This window comes from Pseudomonas sp. D3 (genome assembly GCF_029320995.1).
GTDB classification, from domain to species: domain Bacteria; phylum Pseudomonadota; class Gammaproteobacteria; order Pseudomonadales; family Pseudomonadaceae; genus Aquipseudomonas; species Aquipseudomonas paraveronii.
Genome location: NZ_CP119772.1, coordinates 272,195 through 287,492, shown reverse-complemented (window position 1 = coordinate 287,492; position 15,298 = coordinate 272,195). Strand labels below are relative to the sequence as shown.

Annotated in this window: 16 protein-coding genes; 5 read left to right on the top strand and 11 right to left on the bottom strand. The window is 61.3% G+C overall.

Annotated elements, in window-relative coordinates:
* Positions 1 to 6 precede the first annotated feature (6 nt).
* Entirely contained in the window at positions 7 to 600 is a 594-nt protein-coding gene (locus P3S72_RS01290; RefSeq protein WP_276195619.1) for a hypothetical protein, read from the bottom strand.
* A complete protein-coding gene (locus P3S72_RS01285; protein WP_276195618.1) occupies positions 566 to 1,330 on the bottom strand; it encodes an SURF1 family protein in 765 nt (254 codons plus the stop codon). The genes P3S72_RS01290 and P3S72_RS01285 overlap by 35 nt, the downstream gene beginning before the upstream one ends.
* A gap of 33 nt (positions 1,331 to 1,363) precedes the next feature.
* Between P3S72_RS01285 and P3S72_RS01280 the strand changes: the two genes are divergently transcribed.
* A complete protein-coding gene (locus P3S72_RS01280) occupies positions 1,364 to 1,567 on the top strand; it encodes a twin transmembrane helix small protein (RefSeq protein WP_276195617.1) in 204 nt (67 codons plus the stop codon).
* A 6-nt stretch (positions 1,568 to 1,573) separates the two neighbouring features.
* Here the strand turns inward: P3S72_RS01280 and P3S72_RS01275 are convergent, their stop codons facing one another.
* From P3S72_RS01275 to coxB, 4 genes are all read right to left on the bottom strand, one after another.
* Complete coding sequence (locus P3S72_RS01275; RefSeq protein ID WP_276195616.1) at positions 1,574 to 2,461, bottom strand: cytochrome c oxidase subunit 3; 888 nt, start codon at positions 2,459 to 2,461, stop codon at positions 1,574 to 1,576.
* 35 nt (positions 2,462 to 2,496) lie between these two features.
* The gene (locus tag P3S72_RS01270; RefSeq protein ID WP_026140285.1) at positions 2,497 to 3,048 is read right to left on the bottom strand and encodes a cytochrome c oxidase assembly protein; all 552 of its coding nucleotides are present in this window, start codon (positions 3,046 to 3,048) and stop codon (positions 2,497 to 2,499) included.
* Between the two features lie 126 nt (positions 3,049 to 3,174).
* Positions 3,175 to 4,764, bottom strand: a complete 1,590-nt coding sequence (gene ctaD, locus P3S72_RS01265) for a cytochrome c oxidase subunit I (protein ID WP_276195615.1) — start codon at positions 4,762 to 4,764, stop codon at positions 3,175 to 3,177.
* A gap of 58 nt (positions 4,765 to 4,822) precedes the next feature.
* Positions 4,823 to 5,950, bottom strand: a complete 1,128-nt coding sequence (gene coxB, locus P3S72_RS01260) for a cytochrome c oxidase subunit II (RefSeq protein ID WP_276195614.1) — start codon at positions 5,948 to 5,950, stop codon at positions 4,823 to 4,825.
* Between the two features lie 367 nt (positions 5,951 to 6,317).
* Between coxB and P3S72_RS01255 the strand changes: the two genes are divergently transcribed.
* Complete coding sequence (locus tag P3S72_RS01255) at positions 6,318 to 6,965, top strand: hypothetical protein (RefSeq protein ID WP_276195613.1); 648 nt, start codon at positions 6,318 to 6,320, stop codon at positions 6,963 to 6,965.
* A 130-nt stretch (positions 6,966 to 7,095) separates the two neighbouring features.
* On the opposite strand, the gene P3S72_RS01250 is transcribed toward P3S72_RS01255, so the two are convergent.
* From P3S72_RS01250 to P3S72_RS01240, 3 genes are all read right to left on the bottom strand, one after another.
* The gene (locus P3S72_RS01250) at positions 7,096 to 8,643 is read right to left on the bottom strand and encodes a SulP family inorganic anion transporter (protein ID WP_276195612.1); all 1,548 of its coding nucleotides are present in this window, start codon (positions 8,641 to 8,643) and stop codon (positions 7,096 to 7,098) included.
* An 85-nt stretch (positions 8,644 to 8,728) separates the two neighbouring features.
* Positions 8,729 to 9,460: a carbonic anhydrase gene (locus P3S72_RS01245; RefSeq protein ID WP_247400246.1), complete on the bottom strand. Its 732-nt coding sequence runs from the start codon at positions 9,458 to 9,460 to the stop codon at positions 8,729 to 8,731.
* Positions 9,461 to 9,686: 226 nt separating this feature from the next.
* Positions 9,687 to 10,745: a PA0069 family radical SAM protein gene (locus tag P3S72_RS01240; protein WP_276195611.1), complete on the bottom strand. Its 1,059-nt coding sequence runs from the start codon at positions 10,743 to 10,745 to the stop codon at positions 9,687 to 9,689.
* Positions 10,746 to 10,953: 208 nt separating this feature from the next.
* On the opposite strand from P3S72_RS01240, the gene P3S72_RS01235 reads away from it, so the two are divergent.
* Positions 10,954 to 11,643, top strand: coding sequence for a tyrosine-protein phosphatase (locus tag P3S72_RS01235; protein ID WP_276195610.1), 690 nt, complete (start codon positions 10,954 to 10,956; stop codon positions 11,641 to 11,643).
* Positions 11,644 to 11,650: 7 nt separating this feature from the next.
* Here the strand turns inward: P3S72_RS01235 and P3S72_RS01230 are convergent, their stop codons facing one another.
* Together P3S72_RS01230 and prlC are read right to left on the bottom strand one after the other, a co-directional pair.
* Positions 11,651 to 11,923: a YheV family putative zinc ribbon protein gene (locus P3S72_RS01230; protein ID WP_247400240.1), complete on the bottom strand. Its 273-nt coding sequence runs from the start codon at positions 11,921 to 11,923 to the stop codon at positions 11,651 to 11,653.
* Positions 11,920 to 14,019: an oligopeptidase A gene (gene prlC, locus P3S72_RS01225; RefSeq protein ID WP_276195609.1), complete on the bottom strand. Its 2,100-nt coding sequence runs from the start codon at positions 14,017 to 14,019 to the stop codon at positions 11,920 to 11,922. The genes P3S72_RS01230 and prlC overlap by 4 nt, the downstream gene beginning before the upstream one ends.
* 54 nt (positions 14,020 to 14,073) lie before the next feature.
* Here prlC and P3S72_RS01220 point away from each other — a divergent pair, with 54 nt between their 5' ends.
* Both P3S72_RS01220 and P3S72_RS01215 read left to right on the top strand, forming a co-directional pair.
* The gene (locus tag P3S72_RS01220; protein ID WP_247400236.1) at positions 14,074 to 14,616 is read left to right on the top strand and encodes a gamma carbonic anhydrase family protein; all 543 of its coding nucleotides are present in this window, start codon (positions 14,074 to 14,076) and stop codon (positions 14,614 to 14,616) included.
* On the top strand, positions 14,613 to 15,272 hold the full coding sequence (locus P3S72_RS01215) for an HAD family hydrolase (RefSeq protein ID WP_276195608.1): 660 nt from the start codon (positions 14,613 to 14,615) through the stop codon (positions 15,270 to 15,272). The genes P3S72_RS01220 and P3S72_RS01215 overlap by 4 nt, the downstream gene beginning before the upstream one ends.
* Positions 15,273 to 15,298: the final 26 nt, after the last annotated feature.

Sequence of the window (15,298 nt, the reverse complement as noted above, 5' to 3'; positions counted from 1 at the left end):
ATGCCCTTATCCGATGTTCGACAGTTTCAGCAGTTGGCGCAGGTCGTTGAGCAAGTCCTTGCCCTTGACCGTCGTGTCGTAGCGCAGCACCAGGTTGCCGTGGGGATCGACGATCCACAGTTGCGCCTCGCCCGGTGCGGCGGCAGCTTTGCCGAAGGTCGTCAGGTCCAGCGGGTAGCGTTGCAATTGCGGGTATTCGGCCTTGAGCTTGGCGTCGTAATCGGCGCCGATCGGCAGCGCGCTGGCCAGGGCGTGACTGGCGCGAGAGGCATCACGCCCGAGGCCGATCTGCAGTTGCCGCGCCAGGTACACCAGTTGCCGGCACTCGGCGGCGCAGGCGCTGGGCGCAGTGACCAGCAACTGCCAGCGCTGTTCGTCGGCCTGCACGCCGATGTCGGCGCGGGTCTGGCCGTTGCCGATCAGTTCACCGTGGTAGCTGCGACTGTCCGGCACCCAGAACTGCAGCTTGTACATAAAGGTGGCGAGCGCCATCGGGCCGATCACCATCAGCAGGATCAGGATCAGTTGCCAGCGGCCCTTGCGCCGGTCGGGCGTCGCTGGCGCATCAGACATGTTGAGTGGATTCATGGCCGCTCCCATGGTGCTTCTCCTTTGCGTTGTGCCATCCGAGGTAGAGGTAAAGGCTCAGCAGCGCCAGCGCCATGGCGAACCATTGCACCGCATAGGCCAGGTGTTTTTCCGGGCCCATGGCGACGATGGGCCAGGTGGTTTCATACGTACCGGGGCCGGCTTCGGCGCGCAGCTCGTAGACAAAACCGCTGCGGCCCAACTCGGCCCACAACGCGGCGGGATGCAGCGCGGTGAGCAGGCGCGGCCATTGTGCGGTCGCAGGGTCAGCATGCAGCTGGAAGGTTTCGCCGGGCGCGACGTACACCCAGGCGTCAAGATTCACCGGCTGCTCCGGCGTGCTGAAGACCGGCGGCGCACGCCGATCCGGCCAGGGCAACCAGCCGCGATTGAGCAACAGCCACAGGCCGCTGGCCTGGTCGTGGAACGGTTGCAGCAGCTCGACGCCGGCCTTGCCATTACGCATGCGGTTGTCGAGCAACACACTGTGCTCACCGTCGAATTGGCCGCGCAGATGCACGCGACGGAAGGCCGGATCAGCCATGCCGCCGAGTTGCGCACTGCCTACCGGCTCAGCGGCGCGGCGCTCGGCATAGCTGTCCACCATCAACTGTTTTTCATGGCCGCGTGACAGTTGCCAGAAGCCCAGGCCCACCATCAGTGGCAGCAACACGAGCACCACCAACGTCGGCGCTATACCGGGGCGAAAGCGCTGGATAGCACTGGCTATACTGAATTTCATCGCCCCTCCCTCTGTAAGCCCTGGAGCCAGACCATGCTCAAAGCCGCCATTGCCCTGATGCTGATCGCGACCGTCGCAAGCCTGTTCAGCGGCTTGTTCTTTTTGGTCAAGGACGAGGGCCACTCCAACCGCCTCGTCACGGCCTTGACCGTGCGTGTCGTACTGGCCGTGATCACCGCGGCGTTGATCGCCTGGGGCTTTTTCAGCGGCCAGTTGGTGTCGCATACGCCTTGGTAACGCGCCTCACAGCACATAAACGAAGAAAAACAGCCCGATCCAAACCACATCTACAAAGTGCCAATACCAACTGGCGGCTTCGAAGCCGAACTGATGCTCGGCATTGAAGTGCCCGCGCAGGATGCGCATCAGCATCACGAACAGAATGATGGTGCCGATGGTCACGTGGGCACCGTGAAAACCCGTGAGCATGAAGAAAGTCGCGCCGTACACGCCAGAGCCCAGGGTCAGGCCCAGCTCTTTGTAGGCGTGGATGTATTCCTCGGCCTGGAACCCGAGAAAGCACAGGCCCAGCAGCACCGTGAGCGCCAGCCAGATTTTCAGCGCGCCACGATGGCCTTTGCGCAGGGCATGGTGGGCGATGGTGATGGTCACGCTGGAACTCACCAGCAAGATGGTGTTGACCAGCGGCAGGCCCCACGGGCTGATAGTGCCTTCGGGCGCGGGAAACAGCTTGGGATCAGGGTTATTGAGCAGCGGCCAGGCAAACTCGAAATTCGGCCACAGCATATGCGCGACGCCTTTGGAGCCTTCGCCCGCCAACCACGGCGCCGACATATGCCGCACATAAAACAGCGCGCCGAAGAACGCGATAAAGAACATCACTTCGGAAAAGATGAACCACGTCATGCCCCAGCGAAACGAGCGGTCCATCTGCGCGCTGTACAACCCTGCGCGGCTTTCCTTGATCACCGCGCCGAACCAGCCGAACAGCATGTAGGCCAGCAGCAAGCCGCCGACGAAAAAGATCCACGGCCCGTGGGACTCCGGGCGGGCGGCCTTCAGGTCGTTGAACCACACGGCCAGGCCATACACGGTGACCAGCAGGCCAACCGTCGCAATTATCGGCCATTTGCTTTGCGCTGGTACGTAGTACGTATCATGAGTCGACATGTATTCGCTCTCCTGATTGAGCGGGCAAACAGTAGCTAGCCGCCGCTATGGACAGCCACGGGCGGTTGGCGCGCGGTGATATCAAACAGCGTGTACGCCAGGGTCAAATGCTTCACATCCTTGGGCATGTCGCGATCGACAATGAAGCGCACCGGCATTTCGATGCGCTCACCGGGTTGCAGCACTTGCTGGGTAAAGCAAAAACACTCGGTCTTGTGGAAGTACATTGCCGCTTCGGCCGGGGAAATGCTCGGGATCGCCTGGGCAGTCATCGGCTTGTCGCTGGGGTTGTAGGCCACGAAGAGCATCTCGTTGACCGCGCCCGGGTTGACCACGATCTCATCGGCCTTGGAATGGAACTCCCAGACCATGTCGATGGCATTGGTGGACAGGAATTGCACCCGCACCTGGCGCGACGGATCGACGATCTGCTCGCCTTCATATTGCCCGGCCGTCTTGCCGTTGATGCCGAACGCCTTGCACATCACGTCGTAGATCGGCACGAGGGCAAAGCCGAAGGCGAACATCGCCAACACCAGGATCAGCAGGCGGGTGACCAGGCGCTTGAGCGGCACGGAGTCAGCCATGGCGATCACCCGACGGTGTGGGAGGGGGCTTGCTCCCGATGGCGGCCTTACAGCCAATGAAGGTGTCGACTGACACACCGCTATCGGGAGCAAGCTCCCTCACACAGGGGATTTGTGCAAACCGGTTCATTTGATCTCCGGGGGCGTGGTGAAGGTGTGATACGGCGCGGGCGAGGGCACGCTCCACTCCAGGCCTTCGGCCCCGTCCCATGGCTTGGCCGGCGCTGGCGGGCCGCCGCGGATGCACTTGATCACGATAAACAGGAAGAATATCTGCGTGGCGCCGAACATGAAGGCGCCGATGGACGAGACCATGTTGAAGTCGGCGAACTGCAGGTTGTAATCCGGCACCCGGCGCGGCATGCCGGCCAGCCCGACGAAGTGCATCGGGAAGAACGCCATGTTCATGCCCACGAAAGACAGCCAGAAGTGCAGCTTGCCCAGGGTTTCGTCGTACATGTGGCCGGTCCATTTCGGCAGCCAGTAGTAGGCCGAAGCGAAGATGCCGAAGATCGCGCCAGGCACCAGTACGTAATGGAAGTGCGCCACCACGAAATAGGTGTCGTGGTACTGGAAGTCCGCCGGAGCGATGGCCAGCATCAAGCCGGAAAAACCACCGATGGTGAACAGGATCACGAACGCCACCGCGAACAGCATCGGCGTCTCGAACGTCAGCGAGCCTTGCCACATGGTGCTGACCCAGTTGAACACCTTCACCCCCGTCGGTACGGCGATCAGCAGGGTGGCGTACATGAAGAACAGCTCGCCCACCAGCGGAATGCCGACCACGAACATGTGGTGCGCCCACACGATGAACGACAGGAACGCGATGCTCGCCGTGGCGTAGACCATCGAGGTGTAGCCGAACAGCGGCTTGCGCGAAAAGGTCGGGATGATCGAACTGACGGCGCCGAAGGCCGGCAGGATCATGATGTACACCTCGGGATGGCCGAAGAACCAGAACACATGCTGGAACAGCACCGGGTCACCGCCGCCGGCCGCACTGAAGAAGCTGGTGCCGAAGTGGATGTCCATCAACATCATGGTCACGCAACCGGCCAGCACCGGCATCACCGCGATCAGCAGGAAGGCGGTGATCAGCCAGGTCCATACGAACAGCGGCATTTTCATCAGGGTCATGCCCGGTGCGCGCAGGTTGAGGATGGTGGCGACCACGTTGATCGCGCCCATGATCGAACTGATACCCATCAGGTGGATGGCGAAGATGAAGAAGGTCACGCTTTCCGGGGCGTAGGTGGTGGAGAGCGGGGCGTAGAAGGTCCAGCCGAAATTCGGCCCTCCGCCCGGGGTGAACAGGGTCGAGACCAGCAGCAGGAACGCCGCCGGCAGCAGCCAGAAGCTGAAGTTGTTCATGCGCGGCAGGGCCATGTCTGGCGCGCCGATCATCAGCGGGATCATCCAGTTGGCCAGGCCGACGAACGCCGGCATCACCGCGCCGAACACCATGATCAAGCCGTGCATGGTGGTCATCTGGTTGAAGAACGCCGGCTCGACGATCTGCAGGCCGGGCTGGAACAGCTCGGCGCGGATCACCATGGCGAACGAACCGCCGAGCAGGAACATGGTGAAGGCAAACCACAGGTACATCGTGCCGATGTCTTTGTGGTTGGTGGTCAGCACCCAGCGCATCAAACCTTTGGCGGGGCCGTGGGCATGGTCACTGGCGTGGCCATGGTCATCGATCACAGCGCTCATGGCCGTTCTCCTGCAAACGAGTGGGCGGGGCGGTTCAGGGCGCAGCCAATGAAGGTTGTCATTTGCTTTGCGCCTGTTTCAGAGCCAGCACGTCTTTGGGCGTGACCATGTCGCCTTTGTTGTTGCCCCAGGCGTTGCGCTCGTAGGTCACCACTGCGGCGATATCCACTTCCGAGAGCTGCTTGCCGAAAGCCGCCATGGCGGTCCCCGGTTTGCCGAAGTAGACGCGGTGCAGGTGGTCTTCCTTGGTGCCGGTGGCGATCGGCGAGCCCTTGAGCGCCGGGAACATCGGCGGCAAGCCCTGGCCTTCGGCCTGGTGACAGGCCACGCAGGTGGTGTGGTAGACCTTGTCGCCACGGGCCACCAGCTCTTCGCGCGTCCACTCTTTGGAGGTCAGCTCCTTGAGCTTGGCGGCCTCGGCCTTGCGCTCGCCAAGCCAGGTGTCGTAATCGGCCTTGGACTTGACCTCGACCACGATAGGCATGAAGCCGTGGTCCTTGCCGCACAGTTCGGCGCACTGGCCCCGGTAGATGCCGGGCTTCTCGACACGGGTCCAGGCCTCGTTGATGAAACCGGGGATCGCGTCGCGCTTGACCGCAAAGGCCGGCACCCACCAGGAGTGGATCACGTCCGCAGCGGTCACCAAAAAACGCACCTTGGCCCCCACCGGCAACACCAGCGGTTGGTCGACTTCCAGCAGGTAATGTTCGCCCTTGGTGGCCTGGTTATGGATTTGCTCGGCAGGCGTGGCCAGGTTGCTGAAGAACTCCACATCCTGGCCGAGGTATTTGTAATGCCACTTCCACTGATAGCCGGTGATCTGGATATCGATATCCGATTCCGTGCTGTCGTAGATGTTGATCAGGGTCTTGGTCGCCGGGATGGCCATGGCCACCAGGATCAGCAAGGGCACTACGGTCCAGAGGATTTCCACGGTGGTGCTTTCGTGGAACTTGGCTGCCACCTGGCCCGTAGACCGGCGGTGAAGGATCATCGACCAGAACATCGCGCCAAATACGACAATGCCGATCACCACACAGATCCAGAAAATGGTCATGTGCAGGTCGAACACAGCGTGACTGACTTCTGTCGCCCCTGGCGCCATATTCGTTGTCCAGGCGGCATGCGCCTGACCGAATACTGACCACAACAGGAGGCCCATCCAAACATGTGGATGTCGCGTCATTGCGGGTTCCCCTTATCGTTCTTGTTATCCCGCCGGTTTGCACCTGCGGCGAAGGGCGCGGCTTCCATACTGCTTACAACCGCTTAGCCTCACCTGCTTATGCAGTCTGGCGTCATCAGCTAATCGCGTACAAAACCGAGTATAGACAGCACCTGCAACCCCGCAATGTGCGGGGGCAAATGAGCTAAAACAGACGGACGGAGCCCATAAAGTCGGGGACGGAATCGTTTATCCGACGAACGATGGCAATTCGATATAACCGCGGTGCATAACCATGAAATAATTATGACAAATGCGTCTTAGACGCTCGTATAAACGAACTACCTTGTCCTTTCCCTTTTCCTACGCCTGCTTCACTGGAGCTTTCATGAACACCGCCGCATTGCGCGAGCAGATTTCCCTTGCCCATCAACACGAAGCCAGCACTGGCCAACTGGCCCAGCAACTCGAGAAACAATTGCCGCACCTGCATCCGGCCATCACCCTGGCGGAAGGGGATCGCAACATCGTCATGACCCGCTTTGTCACTGCCTACGTCGACCTCGTCCCGGACCTACTGGACGCCGCCAACGACGTAGCCCGCGAGGCCGGCATCGAAAGCCAGGTTAAGCCGGTACTGAAGATCGCCGAGCAATTTTTCCTGCAACCGCCAGCGATTCTGGCGGGGCATATTGGCCTCGACGGCCTGCTGGACGAGGCCTACCTGGCCCATCGTCTGGTTGAAGAGGTCAATGACCTGTATATCAAGCATTTCGGCCAACCGTTGATTCCGGCGGATACGACCGTGGCCAACCTGATTGCCCATCAACTGATCGGCGAGACATTTGCCAACCAGTTGGACGAAGCCGTCCACCATGCGGTGGATGAAATGCTCGACGAAGACAGCTTTGCGCTGGAATCGGTCGAGGCGTATCGCGAGCAGCTCAAAAGCGTGGCAACGGAAGCGGCATGGAAGCGCTGGCCGTGCCTGTCACGCAAGCTGGGCGTTGAGTTGGAGCTGGATCAGCCGGCCTGAATCTTCGGCCTGACGCGAAACAAATGTGGGAGGGGGCTTGCCCCCGATGGCGGTGTGTCAGCTAGCGGATTAGGCACTGATTCACCGCCATCGGGGGCAAGCCCCCTCCCACATTTTTGCTCCGGCTCCGTCAGTTGGTAACCGGCGCCGAACCGATCCCCGTCGTCGTCCGCACCCGTCCTTCCAGCCGACGCTTCAACCCCCGCGCCTCAATCACCAGCTTCGCGCCCTTGGCCGCATTGGCCCGGCCCCACTCCTCCAGCAACTCCAGGCAAGAGTGGTCGATGTAACTCAAGTTACTCAGCGGTACATGCACGGTGGTTCCCGCAGGCACCGTCGACAGCACCTGGGTTAACGCCGGCACTTTCAGAAAGGTCGCCGCACCGCTCAAACGCAGCTCCATTTCGCCGATCTGAGGCAAATCGATCAGACTGATTTTAAGACGCGAAGCCTTGAACGCCAGTTTCAGCAACGTCAGCCCGAAGCCCACCAGCACGCCGGTCAGCAGGTCGGTAAAGACGATCGCCAGCGCCGTGGCCGCATAGGTAAACATCGGCATCCGCCCGTAGCGGCCCAAGGCCCGGAACGCCTTGACGTCCACCAGTTTGATCCCGGTGTACACCAGCACGCCCGCCAGACTCGCCACCGGAATGCTTTGCAACACGCTCGACAACAACAGCACGAACCCCAGCAGCCACACGCCATGGAACATCGCCGATAAGCGCGTGGTGGCCCCGGCTTGCACGTTGGCCGAGCTGCGCACGATCACGCCGGTCATCGGCAAGGCGCCGACCAGGCCGCAGAGCATGTTGCCGACACCTTGAGCGGACAATTCCTTATCGAAATCGGAACGCTGACCACTGTGCATACGGTCGACCGCTGCGGCGGAAAGCAGGGTTTCGGCACTGGCGATAAACGCCACGGCGAACGCGGCGATCAACAATTGAGGGTCGGCCAGGTTCAGCAGGTCACTGGGACGCAGCCAATCAATGGCGTCGGCGAGGTTTTCCGGAACCTCCACGCGCTTGACCTGCAACGCCAGCACCAGGCTGGTGACCGTTGCCAGGCCCACCCCCAACAAGGCGCCCGGCACAAACCGCAGCGGTTGCGGGCGGAACTTATCCCACAGGTACATCACGAGCATGGTCGACAAACCCAGCAAACCGGCCTGCCAACCAAGGCCGCCGCCCAGGGTAGGAATCGCCTCGGCCAGCGCGGCCGGGAAGTTCGCCAGGTTATCCAGCCCTGATGGCTTGGGCGCACCGTCGAGCATCACATGGACCTGCGACAGCACAATCAGCACGCCGATCCCCGCCAGCATGCCGTAGACCACCGCGGGCGCCGTGACACGGAACCAGCAACCCAGACGCAAACGCCCGGCCACCAGTTGCAGGAAGCCGGCCAGCAGCAGGATCGGCCCGAGCATCAGCATGCCGTGCTGGCGCACCAGCTCAAACACCAATACCGCCAAACCCGCCGCCGGCCCGCTGACTTGCAGTGGCGAACCCGCCATCCAGCCCACCACCAGGCCACCGATAATCCCGGTGATCAGGCCCTTGGACGGCGGCATGCCGGACGCGATCGCGATCCCCATGCACAACGGCAGGGCGACCAGAAACACCACCACGGAAGCCAGCAGCTCCCGAGGTAATACAGCTTTTAATTGAGCAGCACGCATGATGACTCTCCCGAGGCATTCGCCGGGCGCGGCAAAGCCTGGCTGCATCCATGGCAGCCACCGCTTTACCCGGCAGGGAAGTGTGTTAGAAGCGCGCTTTAGGCGTCGCGGAGGGGATCGGCTCGGTGCCGTTCAGCGGTCGAAACGCCGCCTTTTCCGCATCGTAGGCGCGGATTTCACTGGTCTCGATGTCGTAGATCCAACCATGGATATACAAATGACCATTGGCCATGCGCGAGGCCACGGAAGGGTGGGTGCGCAAATGCTGCAACTGGGCGATGACGTTTTCTTCGGTCAGCATCTTCATGCTCTCGCCTTCATTGGCGCAATCGCAGTTGTCGTGAACCATGGTCTTGGCGACTTCGGCGTGACGCAGCCAGGCCTTGACCGTCGGCATCTTCTCCAGGCTCGCGGGGTTGAGCACCGCACGCATCGCGCCGCAGTCGGAGTGCCCGCACACAATGATGTGCTGCACGCCCAGGGCAAGGACCGCGTATTCGATGGCGGTGGAAACGCCGCCGTTCATCTGCCCGTAGGGTGGCACCACGTTGCCGACGTTACGGGTCACGAACAGGTCGCCGGGCGAGCTCTGGGTAATCAGCTCGGGCACGATGCGCGAGTCGGCGCAGGTAATGAACATCGCTCGCGGGTTCTGGGCCGTGGCGAGTTTCTTGAAGAGCTCTTCTTGCTGAGGGAAGACGTCGTGATGGAAATGCAAAAAGCCGTCAACGATGTGCTTTAGCGCTGCATCGGCGGACTCCGCCACTTGAGCGGCTGAAGCCGACGCAGCCAACGGCTGTTTATCCTTGTCACTCATGATGCATCCTCTTGATTAATGCAGGGAGGGTTCAGGTCAATTCGACGCCGGGCCGATGAAATAGTTTTGGAACGCCACAAAGCCGGGTTCCGACTCATCAGTCACTCGCTGGACAAAGTAGCCGTCGAAACTTAACTCAAACTGAATTAACCGCTCTAGATCGCGGGTTTCAGTGATATCAAAACGCGACTATTCCTACAGGGCCGGCGCATATTTGCTCGATAGTCTACAACAACGCCATCTGCCTGCCCGGTGGGCAGAACGCCGTGCAATCCAGGTTGAAGCCTTCCCGACCGTCGAGCCCCAGGCGCTTGATTGCCTTGCGAAAGCGCTGCGCCAATAGATCGGCAAACGGCCCCTCTCCGCGCATGCGCACGCCGAAGCGGCTGTCATACACCTCCCCGCCACGCACCTGGCGCACCAGGCTCATCACATGGGCGGCGCGCTGCGGGTAATGCGCGGCCAGCCACTCCTCGAACAGCGGCGCCACCTCCAGCGGCAGGCGCAGCATCATGTACGCCGCACTTTGCGCACCGGCCGCATGGGCTTCGGTGAGCAGGCTCTCCAGTTCGCTGTCGTTGATCATCGGGATCATCGGCGAGCACAGCACCCCCACCGGGATGCCAGCCTCGCGCATCACCCGGATCGCCCGCAATCGCGCCTTGGGCGCCGCCGTGCGTGGCTCCAGGATGCGCTTGAGCTCGTCGTCGAGGCTGGTGAGGCTGATCATCACCGCCACCAGCCGCTGGCGCGCCAGTTCGGTGAGCAGGTCGAGATCGCGCAGGATCAGCGAGCCCTTGGTGATGATGGTCACCGGATGCCGATAGCGCAGCAGCACTTCGAGGGTCTGCCGGGTGATCGTGTACTCGCGCTCGATCGGCTGGTACGGATCGGTGTTGGACCCCAGGTTGATCGGCGCACACACGTAGCCGGGCTTGGACAGCTGCTGTTCCAGCACGTCGGCGGCGTTGGTCTTGGCGATCAGTTTGGTTTCGAAATCCAGCCCCGGCGACAGGTCCCAATAGGCATGACTGGGCCGCGCATAGCAGTAGATGCAGCCATGCTCACACCCGCGATAAGGATTGATCGAGCGATCGAACGGCAAGTCCGGCGAGTTGTTGCGCGTGATGATGGTCTTGGCCGTTTCGATACGCACTTCGGTGCCCTGGGTCGGCGGCACTTCCTGATACCAGCCGTCGTCCTCGGCCACGCTGACGGTGGGCGCGAAACGATTGTGCAGGTTGGTCGCCGTGCCCCGGCCACGGGGCGGCAGAGGTGCAGACATGAAAATGCCCCTATACTGTTTTTATATACAGTATAGGGGCGCAAGCGGGAAGACCAGTGCCGTTTGGCGGTCAATGCTTTTGCGTCGCCTGCCCCAGGACGTCGCCCGACAGCGATTCACGATTCTTTGACGCGCCCCTCACACCCCATTGACCCCGCATGACCGACTCTGGACATCACCCACCAACCCACTATCGGTTACGTCGCCCATGTTCAAGCATCAATGGCTACCGGCCCTCAGCCTCGCGTTCCTGGCACTGTTCACCAGCGCGCACGCCTGGGCAGACGACACCGCATCCCTTCGCTCATCCGAATGGGCGCAGCCGGTTGGCAATCAATACAACCTGCACCAGATGACGCCCACGCTCTATCGCAGCGCGCTGCCAGACAGCAACGCGGTACCTCTGCTGGAAAAACTCAAGATCGGCACCGTAATCAACTTTCTGCCAGAGTCCGACAGCGATTGGCTGAAAACTCCTGATATCCGACAGGTCCAGTTGGTTTATCGCACCAACCATGTCGATGACGCTGACGTGCTCGCCGCGCTGAGGGCGATTCGCGAGGCCGAAGCCAACGGTGCAGTGCTGATGCACTGCAAACACGGCACAGACCGCACCGGCCTGATGGCGGCGATGTATCGCGTGGTGGTTCAGGGTTGGAGCAAGGAAGAGGCGTTGAACGAAATGACCTTGGGCGGCTTCGGCAGCAGCAAGGGCCTCAAGGACGGTGTTCGCTACATGATGAAGGCCGATATCGACAAGTTGCGCACAGCCTTGGCGAATGGCGATTGCAGCACCAGCGAGTTTGCCCTGTGCTCAATGAAAAGTTGGTTCAACACGGCTGGTACCACCAGCCCTGTTGAACCCACCAAAGACCCCAGAGCGCTGATTACGCCCTGACAGGATCTCAGTCTTTCTTCAGCTTCGGGTTAGGAAAGAACTGCACCGACTGCACCTTCGGGTCCGGCGCTTTGAGCGCCGAGGTATTGACCCGCGTACCCAGCTCCTTGGGCACCGACAAGCCCTGATCATTCAGCGTGTCGGTATAACCGCAGGCCACGCATTCGCGATGCGGAACGTTGTCCTCGGTCCACATCTTCAACTTGTCCGGCTCGCTGCACGCCGGGCAAACAGCCCCGGCAATAAACTGCTTTTTGGTAATCACTGGCACGTCACTCATGCTGCTGCGTCCTCACTCAGGCCGCTGTGGCGCAAGAGTGCGTCAATGGACGGCGCACGCCCGCGGAAATCGACAAACAACACCATCGGCGCCTGGGAACCGCCACGGGCCAGGATCGCCTCGCGGAAAGCACGTCCGGTTTCGGCATTGAGCACGCCGTCTTCTTCGAACTTGGAGAAAGCATCGGCGGACAGCACTTCAGCCCACTTGTAGCTGTAATAACCCGCAGCGTAACCACCGGCGAAGATATGCGCGAAGCTGTTGGGGAAGCGGTTGTAGGCCGGCGGACGCATCACCGACACCTCGTCGCGCACGCCCTCGAGTACCTGCGCCACACTGCGGCCGTCACCATGGGTGGCATGCAACTCAAAGTCGAACAGCGAAAACTCCAACTGGCGCACCATCATCAGGCCGGACTGGAAGTTTTTCGCCGCGAGCATTTTTTCCAGCAGGTCCTGGGGCAGCGGCTCGCCGGTTTCGTAGTGGCCGGAGATCAGCGCCAGGCCTTCCGGCTCCCAGCACCAGTTCTCCATGAACTGGCTCGGCAACTCCACCGCATCCCAGGCCACGCCGTTGATGCCGGACACGCCGGCATGCTCGACACGGGTCAGCAGGTGATGCAGGCCGTGGCCGAATTCGTGGAACAGCGTCGTCACTTCGTCGTGGGTCAGCAGGGCAGGCTTGCCGCTGTCGGCCGGGGTGAAGTTGCACACCAAGTTGGCCACCGGGCTTTGCAACACACCTTCGACGGTGCGGCGACGGTCGCGGGCGCCGTCCATCCAGGCACCGCCACGCTTGTTGGCGCGGGCGTACAGGTCGAAGAAGAAACGGCCGACGTGCTGGCCGTTTTCCTTGATTTCGAACAGGCGCACGTCCGGGTGCCAGGTGTCGAAGCCTTTCTGCTCGGCGATCTCGATGCCGTACAGACGCTGCACGATGGCAAACAAGCCGCCGAGCACCTTGTCGATCGGGAAGTACGCGCGCAGGGCTTCCTGGGACACGCTGTAGCGCTGTTCACGCAGTTTTTCACCGTAGAAACCGCTGTCCCAGCTTTGCAGGTCGGCGCAGCCTTGTTCGGCGGCGTAGGCCTTGAGCTGTTGCAGGTCCTGGGCGGCAAACGGCTTGCTGCGCTTGGCCAGGTCGCGCAGGAAGCTCAGCACCTGGTCGCTGGAGTCGGCCATTTTGGTGGCCAGGCTCAATTCGGAGAAGGACGCATAGCCCAGCAGCCGGGCCAGTTCCTGACGCAGGTCGAGGATCTGTTGCATGATCGGGCCGTTATCGTTCTGACCGGCATTCGGGCCTTGGTCCGACGCACGGGTGCAATAGGCGGCGTAGATTTCTTCGCGCAGAGCGCGGTCCTGGGCGTAGGTCATCACCGCGTAGTAGCTGGGAAATTCCAGGGTGATCAACCAACCGTCGAGGTCTTTGGCCTGGGCGGCGGCGGCCATTTGTGCCTTGGCCGAGTCGGTCAGGCCGGCGAGGGTGGCTTCATCGGTAACGTGTTTGGTCCAGGCCTGGGTGGCGTCCAACAGTTGGTTGGAGAATTTGCTGCCCAGCTCGGAGAGTTTGCTTTGCACTTCGGCGTAGCGTTTTTGCTGCTCGGGCGGCAGATCGATACCCGACAAGCGGAAATCGCGCAGCGAATGTTCCAGGATGGTTTTTTGCGCCACATCGAAACCGGCAGCTTGCGGGCTGTTGGCCAAAGCCTCGAACGCCTGGAACAGTTCGCGGTTCTGGCCCATCTCGGTGGAGTAGGCGCTCAACGCCGGCAGGCAGCTTTCATACGCCTCACGCAACACGGCGCTGTTGCACACGGCGTTGAGGTGGCTGACCGGGCTCCAGGCGGCGCCCAGACGATCATTCAGTTCATCCATGGCAAGGACCAGACCGGCCCATGTCGGATTTTTCCCCTGGCTTTGCAGGATGCCTTCGATGGCAAGCCGGTTGTCGGCGAGGATCTGTTCGATGGCCGGCTGTACGTGCTCGGCACGTATCGCCGAGAACGGCGGCAGGTCGTAGGGCTGCAGAAGAGGGTTGTTCGCGCTCACGGTTGGCACCTTGGCTGAAGAAACATGTAAGAACAAAGATGGGGCCATCTTAATTACAATCAACGTCCACCGCAGCTATCAGCAGAAGAGAGAGAGGCTATCGTGACCCTTCGCACCTATCAGAACCACACGCCAACCCTGGGCGCCGGGGCTTTTGTCGATATTTCGGCGGTGGTGATCGGCGATGTAGAAATCGGCGACGACAGCTCGGTTTGGCCGCTCACCGTGATCCGCGGCGACATGCACCGCATCCGCATCGGCGCGCGCACCAGCGTGCAGGACGGCTGCGTGCTGCACATTACCCATGCCGGGCCGTTCAATCCCGATGGTTTTCCGCTGCTGATCGGCGACGATGTGACCATCGCCCACAAAGTCATGCTGCACGGCTGCACCGTGGGCAATCGCATCCTGATCGGCATGGGCAGCATCGTGATGGACGGCGCCGTGGTCGAAGACGAGGTGATCATCGGCGCCGGCAGCCTGGTGCCGCCGGGCAAGAAACTTGAAAGCGGCTTCTTGTACGTCGGCAGCCCGGTTAAACAGATCCGCGAACTGACTGACAAGGAACGCGCGTTTTTCACCTACAGCGCCGCGAACTACGTGAAGCTCAAAGACCTGCACCTGGCGCAAGGATTCGATCAATGACCCTGCACTATCCAACCGTACTGTTCGACCTGGACGGCACCCTGACCGACCCCCGCGAGGGCATCACCCGTTCGATCCAGTACGCCCTGGGCAAACTCGGTATCGACGAGCCCGACATCACCACACTCGAACACTTCATCGGCCCGCCGTTGCTGCAAGCCTTTATGCAGTTCTACGGCTTCGACGAAGCCAAGGCCTGGGAAGCGGTGAACTTCTACCGTGAACGCTTCAAGGTCACCGGTTTGTATGAAAACCGCGTGTTCGACGGGGTGATGCCGCTGCTAGAAGCCCTCAACAGCCAGGGTCGCCAGTTGTATGTAGCCACCTCCAAGCCGTGGGAATTTGCCCGCGAGATCGCCCGCCATTTCGATTTTGCCAAGCACTTCAAGGTGATCTACGGCAGCGAGCTGGACGGCACGCGCACCAACAAGGTCGAGCTGATTGCCCACTTGATGCGCGAAGAACGCCTGGACCCGGCCACCACCTTGATGATCGGCGACCGCAAGCACGACTTGATCGGGGCGCGCAGCAATGGGCTGGATTCGGCGGCGGTCGGGTATGGGTTCGGCAGTTTCGAAGAGTTGAATGCTGAAGCGCCGACCTGGCATTTCCAGACGTTGGCGCAGATGCATCAGGCGTTTTTGCAGCGGCCTTGAGGGCGCTATCGGGAGCAAGCCCCCTC